This window comes from Cobetia sp. 14N.309.X.WAT.E.A4, assembly GCF_030397495.1.
In the GTDB taxonomy this organism is placed as follows: Bacteria; Pseudomonadota; Gammaproteobacteria; order Pseudomonadales; family Halomonadaceae; genus Cobetia; species Cobetia marina.
The window spans coordinates 86,123-106,706 of the sequence record NZ_JAPNXT010000004.1 but is presented as its reverse complement, the minus strand read 5'-3'; the positions used below and the strand labels follow the sequence as shown (position 1 = coordinate 106,706).

General features: G+C 64.1%; 22 protein-coding genes. 14 read left to right on the top strand and 8 right to left on the bottom strand.

Features of this window, described 5'->3' with window-relative positions:
- Positions 1 to 59: 59 nt before the first annotated feature.
- Positions 60 to 476, top strand: a complete 417-nt coding sequence (locus OW493_RS07395; protein WP_077379595.1) for a PaaI family thioesterase — start codon at positions 60 to 62, stop codon at positions 474 to 476.
- A gap of 27 nt (positions 477 to 503) precedes the next feature.
- Here the strand turns inward: OW493_RS07395 and OW493_RS07390 are convergent, their stop codons facing one another.
- Positions 504 to 923, bottom strand: coding sequence for a DUF423 domain-containing protein (locus OW493_RS07390; protein WP_077379593.1), 420 nt, complete (start codon positions 921 to 923; stop codon positions 504 to 506).
- 115 nt (positions 924 to 1,038) lie between these two features.
- Here OW493_RS07390 and thiS point away from each other — a divergent pair, with 115 nt between their 5' ends.
- The 4 genes from thiS (at position 1,039) to OW493_RS07370 (ending at position 4,078) form a co-directional block, all read left to right on the top strand.
- The gene (gene thiS, locus OW493_RS07385) at positions 1,039 to 1,239 is read left to right on the top strand and encodes a sulfur carrier protein ThiS (protein ID WP_077379591.1); all 201 of its coding nucleotides are present in this window, start codon (positions 1,039 to 1,041) and stop codon (positions 1,237 to 1,239) included.
- 67 nt (positions 1,240 to 1,306) lie between these two features.
- On the top strand, positions 1,307 to 2,140 hold the full coding sequence (locus tag OW493_RS07380; RefSeq protein ID WP_077379589.1) for a thiazole synthase: 834 nt from the start codon (positions 1,307 to 1,309) through the stop codon (positions 2,138 to 2,140).
- Between the two features lie 61 nt (positions 2,141 to 2,201).
- Entirely contained in the window at positions 2,202 to 3,041 is an 840-nt protein-coding gene (gene trmB, locus OW493_RS07375) for a tRNA (guanosine(46)-N7)-methyltransferase TrmB (protein WP_289863748.1), read from the top strand.
- Positions 3,042 to 3,169: 128 nt separating this feature from the next.
- Positions 3,170 to 4,078: a putative RNA methyltransferase gene (locus OW493_RS07370; RefSeq protein WP_240704346.1), complete on the top strand. Its 909-nt coding sequence runs from the start codon at positions 3,170 to 3,172 to the stop codon at positions 4,076 to 4,078.
- A gap of 239 nt (positions 4,079 to 4,317) precedes the next feature.
- Here OW493_RS07370 and OW493_RS07365 read toward each other — a convergent pair whose 3' ends face one another.
- Complete coding sequence (locus OW493_RS07365) at positions 4,318 to 5,247, bottom strand: AEC family transporter (RefSeq protein ID WP_077379585.1); 930 nt, start codon at positions 5,245 to 5,247, stop codon at positions 4,318 to 4,320.
- Between the two features lie 228 nt (positions 5,248 to 5,475).
- Here OW493_RS07365 and OW493_RS07360 point away from each other — a divergent pair, with 228 nt between their 5' ends.
- The gene (locus tag OW493_RS07360; RefSeq protein WP_077379583.1) at positions 5,476 to 6,069 is read left to right on the top strand and encodes a hypothetical protein; all 594 of its coding nucleotides are present in this window, start codon (positions 5,476 to 5,478) and stop codon (positions 6,067 to 6,069) included.
- A 58-nt stretch (positions 6,070 to 6,127) separates the two neighbouring features.
- A complete protein-coding gene (locus OW493_RS07355; protein ID WP_176493802.1) occupies positions 6,128 to 6,787 on the top strand; it encodes an SCO family protein in 660 nt (219 codons plus the stop codon).
- A 424-nt stretch (positions 6,788 to 7,211) separates the two neighbouring features.
- Here OW493_RS07355 and OW493_RS07350 read toward each other — a convergent pair whose 3' ends face one another.
- A complete protein-coding gene (locus OW493_RS07350; protein ID WP_077379579.1) occupies positions 7,212 to 7,919 on the bottom strand; it encodes an FKBP-type peptidyl-prolyl cis-trans isomerase in 708 nt (235 codons plus the stop codon).
- 133 nt (positions 7,920 to 8,052) lie between these two features.
- Positions 8,053 to 8,682, bottom strand: coding sequence for a TIGR02444 family protein (locus OW493_RS07345; RefSeq protein ID WP_289863747.1), 630 nt, complete (start codon positions 8,680 to 8,682; stop codon positions 8,053 to 8,055).
- Positions 8,683 to 8,764: 82 nt separating this feature from the next.
- On the opposite strand from OW493_RS07345, the gene OW493_RS07340 reads away from it, so the two are divergent.
- Both OW493_RS07340 and OW493_RS07335 read left to right on the top strand, forming a co-directional pair.
- On the top strand, positions 8,765 to 10,699 hold the full coding sequence (locus tag OW493_RS07340; RefSeq protein ID WP_289863746.1) for an ATP-binding cassette domain-containing protein: 1,935 nt from the start codon (positions 8,765 to 8,767) through the stop codon (positions 10,697 to 10,699).
- Between the two features lie 3 nt (positions 10,700 to 10,702).
- Positions 10,703 to 11,491 carry a pseudouridine synthase gene (locus OW493_RS07335; RefSeq protein ID WP_271302715.1) on the top strand — a complete coding sequence of 263 codons (789 nt, stop codon included), beginning with the start codon at positions 10,703 to 10,705 and terminating at the stop codon, positions 11,489 to 11,491.
- A gap of 10 nt (positions 11,492 to 11,501) precedes the next feature.
- Here OW493_RS07335 and OW493_RS07330 read toward each other — a convergent pair whose 3' ends face one another.
- Both OW493_RS07330 and OW493_RS07325 read right to left on the bottom strand, forming a co-directional pair.
- Entirely contained in the window at positions 11,502 to 12,725 is a 1,224-nt protein-coding gene (locus OW493_RS07330; protein ID WP_077379571.1) for a patatin-like phospholipase family protein, read from the bottom strand.
- A gap of 198 nt (positions 12,726 to 12,923) precedes the next feature.
- Positions 12,924 to 13,355: a YqaA family protein gene (locus OW493_RS07325; protein ID WP_077379996.1), complete on the bottom strand. Its 432-nt coding sequence runs from the start codon at positions 13,353 to 13,355 to the stop codon at positions 12,924 to 12,926.
- A gap of 138 nt (positions 13,356 to 13,493) precedes the next feature.
- Between OW493_RS07325 and thiD the strand changes: the two genes are divergently transcribed.
- Entirely contained in the window at positions 13,494 to 14,294 is an 801-nt protein-coding gene (gene thiD, locus OW493_RS07320) for a bifunctional hydroxymethylpyrimidine kinase/phosphomethylpyrimidine kinase (RefSeq protein ID WP_077379570.1), read from the top strand.
- 169 nt (positions 14,295 to 14,463) lie between these two features.
- Positions 14,464 to 14,994 carry a chalcone isomerase family protein gene (locus tag OW493_RS07315; protein ID WP_289863744.1) on the top strand — a complete coding sequence of 177 codons (531 nt, stop codon included), beginning with the start codon at positions 14,464 to 14,466 and terminating at the stop codon, positions 14,992 to 14,994.
- Positions 14,995 to 15,154: 160 nt separating this feature from the next.
- Here OW493_RS07315 and dctP read toward each other — a convergent pair whose 3' ends face one another.
- Positions 15,155 to 16,246 carry a TRAP transporter substrate-binding protein DctP gene (gene dctP, locus OW493_RS07310; RefSeq protein ID WP_217493015.1) on the bottom strand — a complete coding sequence of 364 codons (1,092 nt, stop codon included), beginning with the start codon at positions 16,244 to 16,246 and terminating at the stop codon, positions 15,155 to 15,157.
- Positions 16,247 to 16,690: 444 nt separating this feature from the next.
- On the opposite strand from dctP, the gene OW493_RS07305 reads away from it, so the two are divergent.
- The 3 genes from OW493_RS07305 (at position 16,691) to dtd (ending at position 19,321) form a co-directional block, all read left to right on the top strand.
- Positions 16,691 to 17,353: a TRAP transporter small permease gene (locus OW493_RS07305; RefSeq protein ID WP_191236449.1), complete on the top strand. Its 663-nt coding sequence runs from the start codon at positions 16,691 to 16,693 to the stop codon at positions 17,351 to 17,353.
- A 124-nt stretch (positions 17,354 to 17,477) separates the two neighbouring features.
- The gene (locus OW493_RS07300) at positions 17,478 to 18,752 is read left to right on the top strand and encodes a TRAP transporter large permease (protein WP_077379566.1); all 1,275 of its coding nucleotides are present in this window, start codon (positions 17,478 to 17,480) and stop codon (positions 18,750 to 18,752) included.
- Between the two features lie 119 nt (positions 18,753 to 18,871).
- A complete protein-coding gene (dtd, locus tag OW493_RS07295) occupies positions 18,872 to 19,321 on the top strand; it encodes a D-aminoacyl-tRNA deacylase (RefSeq protein ID WP_279855783.1) in 450 nt (149 codons plus the stop codon).
- 106 nt (positions 19,322 to 19,427) lie between these two features.
- Here dtd and OW493_RS07290 read toward each other — a convergent pair whose 3' ends face one another.
- Positions 19,428 to 20,474 carry a TRAP transporter substrate-binding protein gene (locus OW493_RS07290; protein ID WP_240499768.1) on the bottom strand — a complete coding sequence of 349 codons (1,047 nt, stop codon included), beginning with the start codon at positions 20,472 to 20,474 and terminating at the stop codon, positions 19,428 to 19,430.
- Positions 20,475 to 20,584 lie beyond the last annotated feature (110 nt).

Sequence of the window (20,584 nt, the reverse complement as noted above, 5' to 3'; positions counted from 1 at the left end):
CACGCCTGTGCGTGTCGGTGCCACCAATCTGTCGTAGTCATCCTGTCGAGGAGAACGTCATGCCCGTCATGCACGCTGCTGCCATCGAGGACTTTCTCGATGATGTCTTCCCCCAGCGCCTGGGCACCATAGAAGCCGTGGGGGATGGCTGGGCCACCATGGGACTGGCCATCGAGGACGAGCATCTGCGTCCCGGAGGCAGCGTCTCCGGTCCGGCGATGATGGCGTTGGCCGATGTCTGTCTGTATGTCGCGATCCTGGGGGAGATCGGCCCGGAGCCGATGGCCGTGACCAGTGATCTCAACATCCATTTCCTGCGCCGTGCCCGCGGTGACCGGGATCTGATGGCCACCGCACGCCTCCGCAAGCTCGGGCGGCGTCTCGCCGTGGGCGAGATCGAACTGTTCAGCCATGGCGACACGGACCCGGTCGCTCTCGTGACCGCAACCTATGCCTTGCCGGATCGCGATGACTAGCGGCAGGTGGTGGGGGTGATCGCCCCGCTACAGCTTGTTGGCATCCTTTTCCTCGCTGCCGCGCTGACGCCAGCCGGTGATGGCCAGGCTCAGCCAGCCCGCGATCAGCAGCAAGCCACCGATGGGCGTGATGATGCCCAGCTGGGTGCGCGCCGTGGTGGCCAGCGCATACAGTGAACCGGAAAACAGCAGCATCCCGGCCGCCCACAGCCCCAGCGTCAGCATCTGTCCGCGCAGGGGCTGCACCGAGCGCCAGGCCAGCACGCCGACCGCCGCCAGCACGTGCCACATCTGATAGCGCACGCCGGTCTCGAAGACGCGCAGCATGTCCGCGCTCAGAGTGCCGCGCAGGCCATGACTGGCGAAGGCGCCCAGCGCGATGGTGGACATGCCAGCCAGGCCCATGGCCAGCCACCAGTGGCGGGAGTGGGAGTCGTTGTGACGCATAGAGAGAAAATTCCTTGAGGGCAGGTGGCGAGGGCATATCGTACCGACGATGTTGTGCCTACGCCTGTCCACGTAAAGCCGCTACAATGGCGGCCTCTTTTCGCGGGAGGACAGCATGCAGATACAGCTAAACGGTGAAGATCATGTGGTGGCGGATGCCATGACAGTCGCCGCTCTGGTCGAGAGTCTCGGACTTCAGGGCCGCCGCCTGGCAGTCGAGCGCAACGAGGACATCGTGCCACGTAGCGCTCACGCCGACACCCTTCTGCAGGCCGGTGATCGCATCGAGATCGTCCACGCCATCGGTGGTGGTTGAACGTCCCGCTGCCAGGGTCGATAGCTTTCACTTCACGCTCGCTCACGTCCAGCTCGATGAGGTCATCATGACAGACAGTTCTGCCCAGACGCTTAACGCCCCCGTCACCCAGGTCGCCGGTGACAGTCCGCTGGTCGTCGCCGGTCGCGAGTTCTCCTCGCGCCTGCTGGTCGGCACCGGCAAGTACAAGGACATGGATGAGACCCGTTCCGCCATCGAGACCTCCGGCGCGGAAGTGGTCACCTTCGCGGTGCGTCGCACCAACCTGGGCCAGAATGCCGATGAGCCGAATCTGCTCGACGTGCTGTCGCCCAGTCGCTATACCTTCCTGCCCAATACCGCCGGCTGCTACAACGCGCGTGACGCGGTGCGTACCTGCAAGCTGGCGCGTGAACTGCTGGATGGCCACAATCTGGTCAAGCTGGAAGTGCTGGGCGATCAGGACACGCTGTATCCCAATATCGTCGAGACCCTCAAGGCCGCCGAGGAGCTGGTGGCCGATGGCTTCGACGTGATGGTGTATACCTCCGACGACCCCATCGTCGCCCGTCAGCTCGAGGAAATCGGCTGCTGCGCCATCATGCCGCTGGGCTCGCTGATCGGCTCCGGCCTCGGCATCCTCAACCCGCATACCCTGTCGCTGATCATCGAGCGCGCCAACGTGCCGGTGCTGGTGGATGCCGGGCTGGGCACGGCGTCCGAGGCGGCCTTCGCGATGGAGCTCGGCTGTGATGGCGTGCTGATGAACAGCGCCATCGCCCATGCTCGCCAACCGCTGCTGATGGCGGACGCCATGCGCCAGGCCGTGATCTCCGGCCGTGGTGCCTTCCTGGCGGGACGCATGCCGACTCGCCTGACGGCGCGCGCTTCCTCGCCGGGGGCCGGCCTGATCACCGGCTGACCTCCTGAATCATTCGAATCCGATGCTCGCGCATCGCTCATGCAAAGACCAAGACGACCCCATGACTGACGAGACTTCCAAGCCGCAGGACGACACGTCCACTTCTGCTCCTGCTGACGATGCGCAGCAAGAGAGCGTGCAGAACGAGAGCGTGCAGAACGAGAGCGTGCAGAACGAAAGCGCGCAAGCGACCCCTTCCGTGGCGGATGAAGCCGTCGCCCGCAAGCGTGGCATCAAGAGCTACGTGATCCGCGGTGGGCGCATGACACAGGCCCAGACCCGCGGGCTCGAAGAGGTCTTCCCGCGCCTTGGTCTGCGTCACGAGCAGGGCGAGCTGGACCTCGAGGCGCTGTTCGGTCGCCGTGCGCCGCTGGTGATCGAGGTCGGCTTCGGCATGGGCAAGTCGCTGTGCGAGCAGGCTCAGGCCAATCCGGGCACCGACTTCATCGGGATCGAGGTGCATGCCCCGGGTGTCGGCAAGCTGCTGGATGATGTCGACAAGCTGGGTCTGACCAATCTGCGCGTCTATCGTCACGATGCATTGGAAGTGCTGGCTGACTGCGTGCCGGCGGGGTGTGCCGACACCTTCCAGCTGTTCTTCCCGGACCCGTGGCCGAAGAAGAAACACCACAAGCGTCGCATCGTGCAGCCGGCCTTCGTCGAGCTGGTGCGTCGTGTGCTCAAGCCGGGCGGTCACTTCCACATGGCCACCGACTGGGAGAACTACGCCGAGGCCATGGCCGAAGAGATGGCCGAGGCACCGGGCTTCGTCAACACGGCTCCGGCCGAGAGCGCCCCCTATGTGCCGCGTCCGGATTTCCGTCCGCTAACCAAGTTCGAGCAGCGCGGTGAGCGTCTCGGTCACGGCGTGTGGGATCTGATCTTCGTCAAGCAGGACTGATTCGCGCTTCGTGCGCAGTGGCGGCATCATCACGATGCTGCATCGCGGCCGCCTTCGGGTGGCCGCTTGCGTCTGAGACCCGCCGCTTTTGCCTTTCTCTTCCCACCTCGTCCCGAGAGCTGATGACCATGACGACGCCCACCCCTGAGCCGGCTGACCGGCCGACCATGACGCCACTGACGACCCTGACCTGCCCACTGGATGCCCAGCGGCTGATGCGAGATGGCCAGAGCTGGTGCTGCGCCGATGGTCATCGCTTCGATATCGCGCGTCAGGGGCACGTCAATCTGCTGCCGGTGCAGCGCAAGCGCAGTCTGGACCCCGGCGACAGCAAGGCGATGGTCAGCGCTCGCCAGCGGCTGTTCGCCCTCGGTGGCTATCAGCCTCTCGCCTCGGCGCTGGCACGACGAGTGCTGGCGCTGGCAGGGCAGGCAAGTGCGCTGGCCGTGCTGGATGCCGGCTGTGGGGAAGGCTTCTATCTGCGTCAGCTGGCAGGCGCTGCCGATGAGCAGCGGCGCTCGCTGACGGCGGCGGGACTGGATATCTCCAAGCACGCGGTGCTGGCGGCAGCGAAGCAGTCACGCGATGCCGCCTGGCTGGTGGGCACCAACGCGGCACTGCCGTTGGAAGACGCCTGTGTGGATGTGGTGATCTGCGCCTTCGGCTTCCCCGTCTGGCAGGAGTTCGCTCGTGTGCTCAAGCCCGGGGGCCATGTGGTGCTGCTGGAGGCGGGAGCCGAGCACCTGCTGGCGTTGCGCAGAATTCTCTACCGGGAGCTGAAGCCCGCGCGTGGCGAGGCCGGGGTGATGGCCGCCGAAGCTGCAGGTTTCGTGGTGGAGGGGGAGGTCGAGCATCTGCATGCAGGGCTTTCATTGACCAGCAATGAGCAGATCCGGGATCTGCTGACCATGACCCCGCATCTGTATCGTGCCGAGCGTGATGGTCTGGCACGAGCCGAAGCCATGACGGCCTTGGCGGTCGAGCTGCACGCGGAACTGAGAGTGTTCACGCGCGAGGAGGCACAAGGCGCGGCGTAAATAGAAATTCTTCGCATTTGGCTTGCAAAAGCAAATGAGAATGATTATCTTGTCTGTGCGGTGTCCGGGCAGACATCGCAGGGCGCAAGCCCATCCGCGGCGGCGGAGTCAGGCCCCCGCTGCGGAGTTTCTCCTCATCAAGCTAGTCACGGTCTTGGGCATCCTCTTTGGGATGCCCTTTTTCTTGTGTGCGGTTCATGCCGAGAGCCCTCAGGTCGCGAGCCGCGACGGAGCCTCCGTCAGGTCGCCAGCCACAGGGGCAGGGTCAGCATCGCCAGCAGCGTCTGCGCGGTGATCAGCGCCGCCATCAGTTCGGCATTGCCACCCAGCTGGCGCGCCAGGATGTAGGCTGAGGTAGCCGTGGGCAGCGCGGCAAACAGGATGGCGACATCGCGTGCCACGCCAGTCAGGCCAACGCCGGCGCACAGACCCACCACCAATGCCGGCATCGCCAGCAGCTTCAGCAGACTCGCCAGCCATGCCACGCTGCCACTGTTCATCAGTACTCGTGGTCGCAGCGCCACGCCTACCGCCACCAATCCCAGTGGCAACGCCGCGCGCCCCAGCAATGTCAGCGCATCGCCGCTCCAGCCCGGCAGGCCGATGCCGCTGAGATTGAGCGCCGTTCCCGCCAGGCAGGCCAGCACCAGAGGGTTGCGGGTCAGCGCCTTGAGTGAGCGCAGCAGTCCGCCGTCACCCAGAGTGCCGGCACCGATGAACGCCAATACGCACAGCAGGTTGGCCGCTGGCACCATCAGGGCCAGCGCCACCGCCGCGACGGTCGCACCGGCACTGCCATGCAGCGCTGCCGCGCCGGCCACGCCGACGTAGCTGTTGAAGCGGATGCTGCCCTGGAAGAGTGAGGTGAAGGACGCGGCATCGCCCAGCTGGCGGCTCAGCCAGTCGGGGGCATGACGCCACCCCAGCCACAGCGCGGCAGCGAACAGCAGCATCGAGCCCAGCATCACGCAGGCCAGAGGGATGACCGGGACGCTGGCCATGTCAGCGCGCGCCAGGGTGGACATCAGCATGGCAGGGAACAGCACGTAATAGATGAGGCGTTCCAGCTCGCTCCAGAACCCCTCGCCCGGGAAGCGCTTCCAGCCCAGCAAGGCGCCCGCGACGATGAGCAGGAAGAGAGGACCGAGCGCCTGTTGTACACTTGCCATTCTGTCTCCTGGACGTGCTCACGGTGCGGATGGGGCGTCGTGGCCAAGAACGTCTCGTGCCTCGACGTGACACGATGTCTCGGCGGCTGCGCCCGCCGGGGGGCCTGATAAGCTTGTCATGAGTGGCTCACCTGCGCATTCATTCATGTGTCTTAACCTGTCGACCTGTTTGCCACGCGACTGTCTCCTCCTGTTCCGGCGTGCTGCCGGATTGTCATCGGAACCGCCATGTATCGCGCCGAAGAAGAAAATGCCCGCCCGCCCTTGCTCAACCTGCTGATCATGGTGACGCTGCTCACCATCGTCGTATCGCTCTATTACCTGATCGACTACTACCTTGTACGTGACGGCAGCAACGGCAAGGTCACCTGGTTCGCCCCCAACCAGTCCTGTGAGCTCAGCCATGCGCCCTGCAGTGCCGAGCTGGGACGCTTCGGGCGTATCACGCTCGCACTCGATGGTGACATCAGTCCGCTGACGCCGCTGGGTATCCGGGTGATCACGGAAGATGTGGCACCCGAAGGCGTGGAGGTCGATTTCATCGGTCGCCACATGGACATGGGGGTCAAGCGCAGTCTGCTGACCACCCGGGATGCGCCGACGCAGGCACGTCAGCACTGGTCGGGGGAAGGACAGCTCGGTTTCTGCAGCAGTGCCACCATGGCATGGCGAGCACAGGTGATCGTGACCACTGAACGTGGCCGCCTGGGCAGCTGGTTCGACTTTGACAGCCATCCGCCTGCCTCCACGGCGGAGCAGCTCGAAAGCTCGGTCAACCAGCTGTTCTCCCCTGACGAAAGAAGCGTCCGGCGAGACAGCTAGCGCGCGGCGAGGCGTGAGGCGTCTGACCGGCAGGCCACCACTGACAAGGAGTCCAGGCATGCAGGAGGAGAACAGGCAGACCCTGCGCTGGCTGATGCTGGGCGTGGTGGGTGTCGTGGCACTAGTGGGCGCGGGGGTGACATGGCAGGCCCTTCACCGACCGTCGGCGCCGGTGTCCGGCATGCAGGCGTGGGCGAGCCTTGGCGGGCCCATCCAGTTGACATCGGCACGGGGCGACTTCCGGCTCGCCGAGGTCAGCATGGGGGAGGCCGCACCACCGGATGCCACGCCGGTGGTGGCGCTCTATTTCGGCTATACCCAATGTCCGGATGTCTGCCCGATGACGCTGGCGGCCCTGCGCCAGGTGCTGACCGAGTTGCCGGCGTCGGCGGCCGCTCGCGTGGTACCGGTGCTTGTCTCTCTGGACCCTGAGCGTGATACGCCAGCACGTCTTGCCACCTATGCCGGGCACTTTGGTCCGCGTTTCATCGGGGTCACGGGCAGCGATACCGAACTGGCCGAGATCGCGCGTCGCTACGGGGTCAGTCATCGGCGTGTCGATGCCCCGGATTCCGCGCTGGGCTATACCGTGGATCATGGTGCGGCGCTGTATCTCGTCTCCGCGCAGGGGCGCATCTACGATCGCATTCCCTTCACGCCAGGCGCGGCCGGCATTCGGGCCGGCCTGACTCGCGTGCTGAGCGAGACCGCTCCCTGACGTCTCCTTGTCGTGCTGTCATGTGCGTCTCGGACACGAGGGAAATACACATTGTCCACAAGTTGGCAAGAGCCTGTGACGAGAATTGTGGATAATCATTCCGCCATCTTTCAGCAACCTGCTGTTTTTGAAGGTAGACTTTTGTATTTCAACAAAATCAACAAGTTAAGGCGTACATTGCCGATTTCGGGAGTCAGTGTTCACTTTGCCGCCACCCCTGACGGCCGCTGAGTTGCCATGTATCACGGCCGGTTGTCAACCTATGGTCAATAGCTTCCCCACAGAATTATCCACAGGCAGATCGCTCACCTGGAGGCCCGTTTCACGCTGCCTGACCCGTCGCGGGATGCCTCCTGTACAATGAAAAAGCCGCCCCTGAGGGCGGCTTTTTTCTGGCTGACGGCGCGCATTCGCGCGTCAGGGATTACTTCGCGGCATCTGCCTTGGTCACGTCGAGCAGCTCGACCTTGAAGGTCAGCGTCTCGTTCGGGCCGATCGGGCCGCCAGTGCCAGCCTTGCCGTAGGCGAGGTCGGCCGGGATGTAGAGCATCCAGGTATCCCCGACGCTCATTTCCTGCAGCGCTTCCTGCCAGCCCTTGATGACCTGGTTGACCTTGAAGCTGACCGGCTCGCCACGCTGGTAGGAGCTGTCGAAGACGGTGCCGTCCAGCAGCTTGCCTTCATAGTTCACCTTGACGGTGTCTTCCGCGTCCGGGCTCTCGCCGTCACCGGATTTCAGCACCTTGTACTGCAGGCCGGAATCCAGGGTCTTCACGCCATCCTGCTTGGCGTTCTCGGCGAGGAACTTGTCACCGGCCGCCTTGTTGTCGGCCGCCTGCTGTTCGGCCATCTGCTGCTGCTCTTCCATCTTCTTCTGCTGGAACTTCGAGAGCGCATCGGCAATTTCCTGATCGCTCATCTTCATGTCGCCCTTGGCATAGACGTCACGCACGGCTTGCGTGAAGGCATCCAGGTCAAGATCAGTGATGTCCTGAGACAGGCTCTTGCCCAGTGTCGCACCGATGCCGTAGCTGAGCTGTGCCTGGTCGTCAGAGAGGCTGTCGTCGGCGGCAAAGCTGAACGGGGTAACCAGGAGGGCGCCGAGCGCGACGGCACTAACCAGCTGTTTCATGAAAACTCCTTCAGGATGGGATGGGCCTGAGACGGGCCCGAAACGCATATGCGGCACGCAGCGTGGCATGACCATGCTGATGCTCCGGTGCTACTGGGACTCTAACAGTCGCGTACAAGTTCCGCATCTGCCATTAGGGTTGAGACGAGCTTCGCCCGGCGCGGCTCGTGGCCAGCAGGTGCAGGGCACGTGCGATGCTGTCGTCGTCCTCGTCGAGCGACGCCTGACCGGTAAGCTGTCGCAGCGACTGCAGGAAGGCGCGTCGGGGGTCATGACATGACATGAACGGTGGCGTGGGAGCATGGGCCGGAGGGCTGAGGGCTTCCAGGCGTGCCAGCGCTTCCTGCTCCGCCGACAGTTCACAGGCCTTCAATTGCTGATACAGCGTTTCCAGCCGGCGTGTGGTGGCCGCGCTTCGCGTGTCGGTTGGCTCCGTCAGGTGCTGCTTGAGCTGTCGGCGACGCTCGCGCAGTGTCACGGTCATCCCGCGTTGCCAGTCACGCACCTCACCGAGCAGCAGGCACGGCGAGGCACCCAGCGCCACACCGCGTGCGGCCAGCCAGTGAATCCATAGAAGCTCGCAGACATCGAGACCGGCCTCGTCCTGCAACAGCAGACAGGCACTCATCACGTCAGTCGGCTCTGCGCCATCTTCCTGGTCGTAGGACAGGCCCTGAGGAGCAGGCTGTGCGTAGAGGGACAGCGCGTAGTCCCACAATCCGGTAGAATGTGCGCCCATCAAGTCGGCTTTCCTGTGGTTCATGGCGGTCATGCCTGTGGTTCACGGCGGTCATGCATGCTGCGCGCGGGAGCCGACGCCCCCGGATTTTCTAATCGAGGTTGTCATGATTGCACTGCGCCAGCTCGCCCTGCAACGCGGCGGAGCCCCGCTGATCGACGAAGCGGACCTGACGTTGCATGCCGGTCACAAGGCGGGCATCGTCGGCCCCAACGGGGCCGGCAAGTCCAGTCTGTTCGGGCTGATTCTCGGTGAGCTGACCCCCGACAGCGGCAGCGTCTCGCTGGCCGGTGGCGTGCGGGTCGCGCACATGGCACAGGAAATCGATGCTCTGGAGCGCCCGATCGTCGACTACGTTATGGACGGGGATCACGCACTGCGCGAGACGGAGCGGGCTCTGGCCGCCGCCGAAGAAAGCGGCGAGCATCAGCGTCAGGCCGAGCTGCACGCTCACTTCGACACCCTCGATGGCTACACCGCGCGTGCGCGTGCCGAGCAGCTGCTGGTCGGGCTCGGTTTCCGCCAGGCCCAGCTCAGTCAGCCGCTGGCGGCCTTCTCGGGGGGCTGGCGGATGCGGGCCAATCTGGCGCGCACCCTCTTCACGCCGTCTGACCTGCTGCTGCTGGATGAGCCGACCAACCACCTGGATCTCGATGCGCTGCTGTGGCTGGAACAATGGCTGGCACGCTACCCCGGTGCGCTGCTGCTGATCTCCCACGACCGTGACTTCCTCGATGCGGTGTGTGATCACATCATCCACTTCGATCGTCGCAAGCTGGTGGTCTACAAGGGCAACTACAGCCGCTTCGAGCGAACGCGTTCCGAGCGCCTGGTGCGTGAGCAGGCCGAGCACGAGAAGACCATGGCGCGTCGCGCCGAGATCGAGGACTTCGTGCGTCGCTTCAAGGCCAAGGCCACCAAGGCACGCCAGGCCCAGAGTCGCCTGAAGATGCTGGAGCGCATGGAGGAGACGGCGGCGGTGAAGGCCGATTCGCCGTTCCACTTCACGATTCCCTGCTCCGACAAGATCTCCCATCCGCTGCTGGGACTGGACCGTGCGGTGATCGGCTATCCCGGTCAGCCGCCGCAGCTGTCCGGGGTGCGCTTCTCGCTGCTGCCGGGCCAGCGCATCGGCCTGCTCGGCCCCAACGGCGCGGGCAAGTCGACCCTGATCAAGGCGCTCACCGGTGAACTGGCTCTGGTCGAAGGCCAGCGCACCGCCGGCGAGCATCTGGCCATCGGCTACTTCGCCCAGCACCAGGTCGATGGGCTCGACCTGACCTCGACTCCCTTCAATCATGTGCTGCGTCTCTCGCCGGGGGCCGGGGATCTGGAGATCCGCACCTTCCTCGGCAGCTTCGGCTTCCATGGGGATGAAGTGTACGCTTCGGTGGAATCGTTCTCCGGTGGCGAGAAGGCACGCCTGGCGCTGTCGCTGATCGCGTGGCAGAAGCCCAATCTGCTGCTGCTGGATGAGCCGACCAACCACCTGGATCTCGACATGCGCGAGGCGCTCACCGATGCGCTGGCGACCTTCGAGGGCACCGTGATTCTGGTCTCCCACGACCGCCACCTGCTGCGCGCCTGCGTGGATGAATTCTGGTGCATCGCCGATGGCCGCGTGACGCCCTTCGATGGCGATCTCGACGACTATCGTGCCTGGCTCAAGGCGCGGGTCGAGGGCGAGCGGCGTGAGGCGCGCGCCCAGAAGGATGCCGAGGCTGGCAGCGAGGGCACGCGCACGCCGGACCGCAAGGAAGCCCGTCGTCAGGCCGCCGAGCTGCGCGAGAAGCTGCGCCCGCTCAAGAAGCTCAGCGACAAGGCCGAGCAGAAGATGAGCAAGGCGCAGGGGGAGCTGGACAAGGTCGAGGAAGCGCTGGGCGATGCCACGCTCTATGAGGCGGACCGCAAGAGCGAACTGACCCGGCTGCTGGCCAGTCAGGGCGAGATCAAGGGACGTCTCGAGGACGCCGAAGCCGAATGGTTCGAGGCGCAGGAAGCGCTGGAAGAGATGGAAGCCCAGCTCAAGGCGGCGGACTGAGGCATGCGGCTGGATCGCTGGCTGACGCGCCAGCCGCAGCTCAATCGCCGCCTGGCGTTGCATGCGCTGGCGGCGGGGCGTGTGCGGATCAATGGCCAGACGGTCCGCGATCCGCTGCACGAGGTCGGTCCCTTTGATGCCATCGCGCTGACAGCCGATACGCTGGCGGACAATGACGCGACGCCAGGCGAGATACGCCTGCAGGCGCCACGTCGTCCACGCCATGTGCTGCTCAACAAGCCTGCCGGGGTCGTGACGGCCTGTCATGACCCCGAACATCCCACCGTCATCGATGTGCTGCGCGATTCGCTTGAATCACGTGGAGAGGATGACGGCTGGCTCGAGGAAATCCATCACGTCGGACGACTGGATCGCGCCACGACCGGTGCCTTGCTGCTGACCAATGACGGTGATGTCTCGTCACGCATCAGCGATGCCGGACTGGATGGGCCCGCCAAGCGCTACCGCATGGGGCTGGAGCAACCGCTGTCGGAGGCGGCGCAGGCCGAGGCGATCTCGCGGGTGGCACAGGGCGTCCTGCTCGCCAATGACGCTCGGCCGACGCTGCCCGCGCGGCTCGAGTTTCTGGCCGCGGACGAGGCGCGCCTGACGCTGCACGAAGGTCGCCACCATCACGTCAAGCGACTGTGGCGCACTCTGGGCAATCGCGTGGTGTGGCTGCATCGCGAGTCGGTGGCGGGGCTGAGTGTCGCCGGGCTTGCGGTGGGGGACTGGCGAGAGCTGACGCGTGACGAGTGCCTGCGGCTCGGCGCGGCGCTGGCACATGAGTGAGGCCGCTGCCTCAGCGGCCGCTGGCCTGGCTCGGCAGACCCTCATCCTCCTCTTCGCTCTCCGTCGGGGGGACATCCGGGGCTGACAGGCTGATCAGCTCACCCCGCGAGTTGCGGGTGAAGTTGCGGACGATGACCCCGATGTTGCGCGGCAGGGGATCGAACTGCTCGCAGCGGTTCAGCACCTCATGCATGTCCCCATAGCCGCTGCGACGACGTGAATCGATGGTCGCACGCGAGAAATCGATATCCTTGAGTGAGGTCTCGTCGGGGCGAGCCGCCGCCAGCAGGCGCACGACATTGATGGACGGTTGCTGGGTCATGGCCAGGATGTCGTGTATTTCCTGAGACTGGCGCAGGTCTTCCGGCAGCAGGTCGGCCAGGTGCTCCAGGCCCATGCGCAGTGCCTGATTCTCTTCCATCAGATGCAGATGCTCACCGGCGCGGCTGGAGTACTGGATGTCCTTTTCGCGTAGCTGGGCTTCCTGCAAGGTTTCCGGCACCTTCCCGTAGGCGCTCCACAGGTCGATGACGTAGCAGTTGACGATCGTCTCGCTGTGCGCGCGCTCCGACAGCACCCAGCTGATCGGCGTGTTGGAGTAGAGGCCGCCATCCCAGTAGGCCTGACCGTCGATCCACACCGGCGGGAATGCCGGCGGCAGGGCACCACTGGCCAGTATGTGGCGGTGATCCAGCGCCTCTTGTGACGAATCGAAGTAACGCAATGCGCCGCTGCCGATATTGACCGCCCCGACCGATAGCCGCACGTTCTCCGGGTGACGGGCGTCGAGGCGCTCGAAGTCCACCAGGCGATTGAGGGTGTCTCCCAGCGGTTCGGTGTCGTAGAGACTGGGCGGTTCGCCGAAGAAGCTCTGCCAGATGGGAACTGTCCACAGGGGGCGCGGACGGAAGAAGCCCGGGATACCCCACAGCATGGCGGAGGAGCGCGCGACGCTGCGCTCCCAAGGGTGGAAGGCCGGCCCGAGGCTGTTGGCCGGTTGCGCGATGCCATACCAGAACGCTTCGAGGGCCTTGAGGCGCTCGCCATCCGGATTGCCCGCGATCAGTGCGCCATTGATGGCACCGACGGAGGTCCCGACGACCCAATCGGGCTGGATGCCGGCCTCTGCCAGTGCCTCGAACACGCCGATCTGGTAGGCGCCAAGGGCACCGCCGCCTTGCAGGACCAGAATATTGAGCGCGTCAGCGCAGAAGTCGCAGGATGTATCACGCATGAAACCTTCTCCTTTCCGGTAGCGCCACGCTGATGGCCTGCACGGCCTCGGCTACCTGATTGGCAGGTGATCGGCTTGTGGCAATGAAAGCGAACACGAATTGTGCAGTGCAGCATAGCAGCTGTCAGCATAGCACGCTCCTGTGGCTCCTGTGGCTCGTGCATGGGCGGCCTGCGCGCGCGTGGCCTGACGGGTGATTCACGTACACCAGGGGGTCAGCCAGTGGTCCGCGATCACCAGCAGCAGGGCGTAGCGGCCGCCTTTGGCGACCAGAATCAACAGCACGCTCTTCCACCAGGGCAGGCGGAAGACGCCTGCCAGCACCGTCAAGGGGTCACCGATCACGGGTGCCCAGCTGAGCAGCAGGCTCCAGGCACCGATGCGGCGATACCACAGCGTGCCGCGCGCCAGCGCTCGCCGCGAGACCGGGAACCAGCGACGAGTCCGCAGACGCCGTGCGCCGCGTCCCAGGGCGACATTGATCAGGCTGCCCAGCGTGTTGCCAAGCGTTGCGACAAGCCATAGCGCCCATGGGGCGACCCCCTCGCACCACAGCCCCGCCAATGCGGCTTCCGACCCGCCCGGCAGCAGCGTGGCGCTGGCCAGTGCTATCAGGCCCAGCGACAGCAGGGCGACCACGTCATCCATGCCGCGATTTTCCTGAACCGCAGGGGCCGAGCCGAGGGTGAAGCAGCTGGGTGGCTTTCTTCCCCTCGCCGCTCGGGTATGCTGTTGGCAAATTCATGTCATTTTCCGGGAGTCTCGTGCATGCATATTCCGTGCGTCCTGACGATTGCCGGCTCAGACCCATCGGGCGGGGCCGGCATTCAGGCGGATCTCAAGACATTCTCCGCGCTGGGGGCGTATGGAGCCAGCGTGATCACGGCACTGACCGCCCAGAATACCTGTGGCGTGCGCAGCGTCGAGCCGGTGTCGTGCGCCTTCATCGGAGCACAGCTGGATGCCGTGCTGGATGATCTCGATATCATCGCCATCAAGATCGGCATGGTCGCGGACCCGGCTGTCGTGGAGCTGCTGGCGGACAGGCTCCGTCAGCGTCGCCCGCGCTGGATCGTGCTCGACCCGGTGCTGGTGGCCAAGAGCGGCGATGCGCTGGTCAATGACGCGGCCATCCAGGCGGTGGCAGAGCATCTGGTGCCATTGGCGGACATCATCACGCCCAATCTGCATGAAGCGGCGGTGCTGCTGGGCGAGCGTCGTCTGATCGGGCGGGAGGACATGCCTCAGGTCGCGCGTGAGTTGCGCGCACGCGGTGCCAATGCTGTCCTGATCAAGGGGGGCGCACTGGAGGGCCAGGCCTGCGATGACCTGCTGGTCAGTGATGCCGGTGAGCAATGGCTGTGCGCGCCACGGATCGAGACCGACAACCTGCACGGCACCGGTTGCTCGATGTCCTCGGCGATCACGGCGCGCCTGGCGCAGGGGCTGTCACTGACGAGGGCCGTGGAGGAATCGCGGGAATGGCTGCTGGGAGCGCTGCGTGCCTCGGATCAGCTGAATGTCGGCAAGGGGCGTGGCCCCGTGCACCACTTTCACGCACTCTGGTGAGACCGTGCGTCGCGAGAGCCTGAGCTGACCCCTCGCGCGTGAGAGGAACGCCTCCCTGTCACTTCCTTGAAGAGTCGATGCCATGTCCCGCTCCCGGATTCGCCTGCCCTCGCCAAGGGCTTTCTCGTCTCGATGGTTGCGCACCAGCCTGATGGCTGGAGTGCTTGCCATGCTTCCCTCCTGGGCGTTTGCCGCCGAGATAAAGGGAGTGACCTTCGCGGAGCAGGCCGAGACGCAAGGCGGCCAGCCGCTTGAGCTGATCGGTACCGGGCTGTTTACCTATCTGGTATGGGACGCCTACGTCGGTGGCTATTATCAGGATGCCCGGCGACCGCGGCCTGCACCACTCAGCGATGTCTCGCGACGTCTGGTGCTGGAGTATTTCCATGCCATCGAGGCGGCTGACTTCGCCAAGGCGACCACCAGGGGCGTGCGCCAGAATCTTTCCGAAGCGAATTTCGCGGCGATCGAGGCGGAGCTGTCGCGCTTCAATGCAGCCTATCGGGACGTGTCGCCGGGAGATCGCTATGCGCTGGAGTGGCAGGCAGAGGAGGGTGGCAAGGGACGGCTGACGCTGGCGCTCAACGATACCTTGCTCTTCGAGAGCGCTTCGCTGGCATTGGCCAACGGGGTGTTCGCGATCTGGCTTGGCGACTCCCCCGCGCGCGACGATTTTCGTTCACAACTGCTGGGGCGTTAGCCGTCAGCCTCTGAACTTCCGGGCGACTCGCGCCCATGGCGAGCCCTGCCTCATCAAGACGCCCCTGCCGGTTACCCGGCAGGGGCGTCTTGTCATCTGACACGGCCATCGTTGCCGTCAGGAAGGTCTCCCGCGGCAACTCGCTGGCCAATGCTGCGGCTTACTTGGCTTCTGCCGCCTTGATGTCAGCCTGCAGCGTGTCGAGGATCTTGCTGCCACGCTCGCCGGCCTGCTCCCGGAAGACCTCCCAGCCTTTCTCGCCGACCGGACGGAAGGCTTCACGCTGCTCGTCGTTCAGCGTGATGATCTTGATGTCGCTGTCCTGCTTGATCTTCTCGAGACGGTCCGCGTTGTACTCCTCCTGCTTCTCGAAGATATACGGGCGCATCTCGTTGGTGACCTTGTCGAGCATCTGCTGCTGCTCGTCATCCAGACCGGAATAGAAATCGCTGGAGGCCACCAGCGTGGTGATGAACTGCGCCTGCTTGGCCTGGATCATGTAGTCCTGAACTTCATAGAAGCTCATTTCCTGAATGGCGAACACCGGGTTCACCTGGCCGTCTATCTGCCCCAGCTGCAGGCCGGAATAGACCTCCGAATACGGCAGCGGCGTCGGGTTGGCGCCATAGGCGCGATAGCTCTCCACCAGAATCGGTGACGTCATGGTGCGAATCTTGAAGCCTTTCATGTCCTCAGGCGTCTCGATGTCACGGTTGCCGGTCCAGACCATCCAGCCTTCCGGAATCACGCCCAGCAGCTGAAGGTTCTGCTCGGTGTAGGCCTCGGACAGCATGTCGATGGCCTTGGAGTTGCCGAGCACCTCTTCATTGACGGCGTTGTCGTCGGAGAACAGGAAGTGCAGCGTGAAGACGCCTGATTCAGGAATCACCGAGGCCAGGTGACCCGGTGACGCAAAGGTCAGCTGGATGGCATCGCTCTGCACCAGTTCGGTGAGCTGTGAGGAGGTACCCAGCGCGCCGTAGGGGTAGATCTCGACATCGATGTCACCGCCGGAGGCCTCTTCGATGCGTTTCTTGAATTCCTGAGCGTAGGCATCCTGCACGCTGCCGGAGACTTCCTCCAGCGCGAAACGCCAGGTGTCAGCCTGTACGCCCGCGGAGGCCAGTGCCGCCATGCCGAGGCCGGCCGTGAGGGCGCCTCCCTTGAGGAGCGCGGCAAGACGAGAAAGGTGAACAGGAGTTCTGGGCGTCTCGCGATTCTGCTCGGGTGACGGGTTCCATTGCATCGTCATCTTGTTCTCCTTGAGTGATTTCCATCAGCGCCGGGTGGTATGGGGCGAACCCGGCGTGCAACTTGCATCATTTAGATAATATTGCCATTCTTAATATAATAAAAAAATTACCAAATCGGATAGTGTGATTAGAATTTATTATGAATAGGCTGAGCCTGTCCGCATGAGATTCTGGTACTCGATGACCCCTGCTCCGGGTCGGTGGCATGCCCTGCCAGATGGCTCGGTAGAGGTAGGCCGCGTGCTGGTTCGTAGTGTCGCTAATAAAGGGTACCGTCAATAAAGCTAGATCATGACTCACCAAAGTGAAAATCACGGCGGTGTCTCGGAAAATTTCAATGGATCGTACTGGCAAATGCAGACGGCGTGGCGCAAATCGCTGTGCGTGCGTCGCCTGACAGAAAGCCTGCCTGGCAGGAAGCCACATCAACAGGAAGCCGCTTCATGAATTCGCCCCCCTCCAAGTCTCCCCCCGCTGATGAGACCCGGCCCACCCCGGCCGAGGCGCAAGACGCTCAGGATCCCCTCGCACATCTGCCTGCACCGCTGCGCCGCCTGGCGGCGATATTCGAACGCGGTGATCAGGGCCTGGCACACGTCGAACGCTGGCTGATCGCGCTGTGCGTGCTGGGCATGGCGACGGCCAGTATCGCCAATGTGATCGGGCGCAACGTCTTCAACTACAGCCTGCCGTTCACCGAAGAGCTGATGCAGATCCTGCAGCTGTGGCTGACCTTTCTCGGCATCAGCTACGGCGCGCGCGCCGGACGCCATATCCGCGTGACGGCACTGCTGGACTTCATGCCGCCGTGGTTGCGCAAGGTGCTGTTGATCGCCGGCCAGATCATCACCTGTGCGCTGCTGGCCTACCTGTCCTGGCTGGCGGTGGATTATCTGCAGAGCCTGGCCAGGTCAGGGCGTGTCACGCCGTCGTTGCGCTGGTCGCTGGCGGCACTCTATGCCGTGGTCCCGCTGGGGCTGGCGCTGGGCGCCCTCCAGTATCTGATGGCGATTCTGCGCAATCTGCTGGCACAAGGTGCCTGGCTGTCGTGGCGTACGGCGGAGATAGACGAGAACGAGGAAGTCGACGGCAGCGGTGCGCTCTAACACGTCTCTTCCACTTCGGATGCGAGCCTGTAGCGCGGGAGTGAAGGCAAGAGATGCCTTGGCTGATGCGTGTTGCAGGGCTCGTGATTGATCACACTACATTGACCCAGGGACGGAAGCTGCGATGTGGATTCTGCTCGTGATGGTGGGGCTGCTGTTGCTTGGGGTACCCATGATGGTGCCATTGAGTGTCGGCACCTTTTTCTTGTTGTTCAGCGATTTCCCTTTTCTCAAGCCAGAGCTGGTGATCCAGCAGATGATCGGTGGCCTGCAACCGGTGGTACTGACGGCGGTCCCCATGTTCATTCTGGCGGCCGATATCATGCTCAAGGGCTCCACCGCCCAGCGTCTGCTGGATGTGGTCGAGCGTTTCGTCGGTCACTGGCGTGGCGGCCTGCCGGTGACCACCGCGCTGGGCTGTACCCTGTTCGGTGCGGTGTCCGGCTCCACCCAGGCCACGGTGGTGGCGATGGGGCGCCCGCTGCGCCCGCGGCTGCTGGAAGCCGGCTACAGCGACAAGTTCACCATCGCGTTGATCATCAATGCCTCTGACATCGCGCTGCTGATTCCGCCGTCCATCGGCATGATCATCTACGGTGTCGCGACCGGCACCTCGGTGGGGGATCTGTTCATCGCCGGTATCGGTCCGGGGCTGATGATCCTGGTGCTGTTCTCGCTCTACTGCATGTGGAAGTCGTGGAAGCTGGGCATCGCGCCGCAGCCCAAGGCGGACTGGCCTGCGCGCCTCAAGGCATTGAAGCGCGCCAGTCTGCCCGCCGGCTTCCCGGTGATCATCATCGGCGGCATCTACTCGGGAATGTTCTCGCCGACGGAGGCCGCCACGGTCTCGGTGATCTATGCGCTGATTCTCGAGATGCTCATCTACCGTGGCGTCACGCTCAAGGACCTGCCCGGCGTGGCCTTCTCCACCGGTCTGATCACCGCGGTGGTCTTCATTCTGGTGGCGGCGGGCGCCGGCTTCTCGTGGATGATCTCGTTCGCCAAGATTCCGGATGCCATTCTCGGCGGGTACATCCCGTACCTGTCAGAACACGCCCTGGCGCTGCTGGCGGTGATCGCGGTGGCCTATTTTGTCGGTTGCATGTTCGTCGATCCCATCGTGGTGATCCTGATTCTGGCGCCGGTATTTGCCCCGGCCGTCGATGCCGCCGGACTGGACCCGGTGCTGGTCGGTACCCTCGTCACCCTGCAGGCGGCGATCGGTTCGGCGACGCCACCCTTCGGCTGTGACATCTTCACGGCGGTGGCGGTGTTCCGGAAGCCTTACATGGAGGTCATCCGTGGCACGCCACCCTTCATTGCCCTGCTGTTGCTGGCGACGGTGCTGCTGATGCTGTTCCCGCAGATCGCGCTCTTCCTGCCCGGCCTGGCCAGCTAGCCACCGATACGGCTCGTTGGACATGCGCATCACGAACGCCCCGCAGACTCGGTCTGCGGGGCGTTCGCGTCTGGTATGCTCCTGCTCATCATCATTCATCTCTTGAAGGAGCAAGTGGCATGCGAGCATTGATCCAGCGCGTCACCCAGGCACAGGTCGTGGTGGAGAACGAGACGGTCGGCGCCATCGCGGGCGGTCTGCTGGTGCTGGTGGGGGTCGAGAAGGGCGATGATGAGGCGCGCGTCGACAAGCTGCTGCACAAGCTGTTGCACTACCGTGTCTTTGGCGACGAGAACGACAAGATGAATCTCAACGTCCAGCAGGCGGGTGGCAGTCTGCTGCTGGTCTCGCAGTTCACGCTGGCGGCGGACACCGGCAGTGGCATGCGTCCCAGTTTCTCCTCGGCAGCGCCGCCGGCGGAAGGCGAGCGGCTGTTCGCGTATCTGGTCGACAAGGCGCGTGAACGCGGGGAGGAGCTTGGCGTGGGAATCGAGACCGGACGCTTCGGGGCCAACATGCAGGTCTCGCTGCTCAATGACGGGCCGGTGACCTTCCTGCTCGAGAGCTGATCGCGTAGACCCAAAAAAGCCGCTCCCGAGGGAGCGGCTGCAAGCATTGGATGACAGGCCTGCGCCGTCTCGCGCGGGAGAGCGGCGCAGGTAAAGCTGGGACTCGTTACTGAATGCCTTCCGGATTACGGGCGTTCAGGAAGGCCTGTTCGGAGACTTCGTGCCACTTCTCGACCTTGCCTTCGAAGGTGGTGTAGGACTCGTAGATGCGGCCTGCCAGCTCATTGGAGTCGCCAAGCTTCTTGACCACTTCGCCTGACAGTTCACGTGCCTTGTCGAGCACGTCCTGCGGATAGCGACGCAGCTCGACCTTGTGCTCGTTGAGCAGTGTCTCGAGGGCATCGTTGTTGCGCGCGGTGTACTCGTCGAGCATGTCCTGGTTCACGTCACGTACCGCGGAGCGCAGGATGGCCTGCAGGTCCTTGGGCAGCTCGGCCATGGCGTCGTCATTGACGATGGCCTCGAAGGTGACGGTCGGCTCGTGCCAGCCCGGATAGTAGTAGTACTTGGCGGCCTGATAGAGACCGAAGGCCAGGTCGTTGTACGGCCCGATCCACTCGGTGGCATCGATGGCGCCGGACTGCAGCGAGGTGAAGATCTCGCCGCCCGGCATGCTGACGGTCGCCACGCCCATCTGCTGCATGACATCGCCACCCAGTCCCGGCATGCGCATCTTCAGGCCGTCGAGATCGGCAACCGAGTTGATCTCCTTGTTGAACCAGCCGCCCATCTGCACGCCCGAGGCACCACCGGCCATGACTTCGACACCGAACTTGTCATAGACCTCGTTCCAGAGCTCCAGCCCCCCGCCGTAATGCAGCCAGGCGTTCATTTCCTGTGCGGTCATGCCGAAGGGGACGGCGGCGAAGAACTGGGCTTCCGGCGCCTTGCCTTTCCAGTAGTAGGAGGCCGAGTGGCCGATCTGCGCCGTACCGGAAGAGACGGTATCGAGCACCTCGAAGCCCGGCACCAGCTGTCCGGCGCCGTAGACCTTGATCTTGAGGCGTCCATCAGACATCTCATCGACGAGGCGCGCGAGGCGCTCGGGACCCTGGCCTACGCCCGGGAAGTTCTTCGGCCACGAGGTGACCATCTTCCAGGTGTAGGTATCCGCGGCATTGGCGATGGCCGGTAGGGTGCCCATGGCGGTCATGGTGCCGACGGCGATGCCGAAGGCGAGTTTGTTGAGTTGCATGGCATGCTCCTTGAAGTGCCCGATTGTTGTTGTGCACCGGTCAGGGACTGGCGCTGGGCAAGAGGTGG

Coding starts and splice junctions, on each gene's coding strand:
- OW493_RS07395 (WP_077379595.1), top strand. CDS start 60: ATGCCCGTCATGCACGCTGCTGCCATCGAGGACTTTCTCGATGATGTC.
- OW493_RS07390 (WP_077379593.1), bottom strand. CDS start 923: ATGCGTCACAACGACTCCCACTCCCGCCACTGGTGGCTGGCCATGGGC.
- thiS (WP_077379591.1), top strand. CDS start 1,039: ATGCAGATACAGCTAAACGGTGAAGATCATGTGGTGGCGGATGCCATG.
- OW493_RS07380 (WP_077379589.1), top strand. CDS start 1,307: ATGACAGACAGTTCTGCCCAGACGCTTAACGCCCCCGTCACCCAGGTC.
- trmB (WP_289863748.1), top strand. CDS start 2,202: ATGACTGACGAGACTTCCAAGCCGCAGGACGACACGTCCACTTCTGCT.
- OW493_RS07370 (WP_240704346.1), top strand. CDS start 3,170: ATGACGACGCCCACCCCTGAGCCGGCTGACCGGCCGACCATGACGCCA.
- OW493_RS07365 (WP_077379585.1), bottom strand. CDS start 5,247: ATGGCAAGTGTACAACAGGCGCTCGGTCCTCTCTTCCTGCTCATCGTC.
- OW493_RS07360 (WP_077379583.1), top strand. CDS start 5,476: ATGTATCGCGCCGAAGAAGAAAATGCCCGCCCGCCCTTGCTCAACCTG.
- OW493_RS07355 (WP_176493802.1), top strand. CDS start 6,128: ATGCAGGAGGAGAACAGGCAGACCCTGCGCTGGCTGATGCTGGGCGTG.
- OW493_RS07350 (WP_077379579.1), bottom strand. CDS start 7,919: ATGAAACAGCTGGTTAGTGCCGTCGCGCTCGGCGCCCTCCTGGTTACC.
- OW493_RS07345 (WP_289863747.1), bottom strand. CDS start 8,682: ATGAACCACAGGAAAGCCGACTTGATGGGCGCACATTCTACCGGATTG.
- OW493_RS07340 (WP_289863746.1), top strand. CDS start 8,765: ATGATTGCACTGCGCCAGCTCGCCCTGCAACGCGGCGGAGCCCCGCTG.
- OW493_RS07335 (WP_271302715.1), top strand. CDS start 10,703: ATGCGGCTGGATCGCTGGCTGACGCGCCAGCCGCAGCTCAATCGCCGC.
- OW493_RS07330 (WP_077379571.1), bottom strand. CDS start 12,725: ATGCGTGATACATCCTGCGACTTCTGCGCTGACGCGCTCAATATTCTG.
- thiD (WP_077379570.1), top strand. CDS start 13,494: ATGCATATTCCGTGCGTCCTGACGATTGCCGGCTCAGACCCATCGGGC.
- OW493_RS07315 (WP_289863744.1), top strand. CDS start 14,464: ATGCTTCCCTCCTGGGCGTTTGCCGCCGAGATAAAGGGAGTGACCTTC.
- dctP (WP_217493015.1), bottom strand. CDS start 16,246: ATGACGATGCAATGGAACCCGTCACCCGAGCAGAATCGCGAGACGCCC.
- OW493_RS07305 (WP_191236449.1), top strand. CDS start 16,691: ATGAATTCGCCCCCCTCCAAGTCTCCCCCCGCTGATGAGACCCGGCCC.
- OW493_RS07300 (WP_077379566.1), top strand. CDS start 17,478: ATGTGGATTCTGCTCGTGATGGTGGGGCTGCTGTTGCTTGGGGTACCC.
- dtd (WP_279855783.1), top strand. CDS start 18,872: ATGCGAGCATTGATCCAGCGCGTCACCCAGGCACAGGTCGTGGTGGAG.
- OW493_RS07290 (WP_240499768.1), bottom strand. CDS start 20,474: ATGACCGCCATGGGCACCCTACCGGCCATCGCCAATGCCGCGGATACC.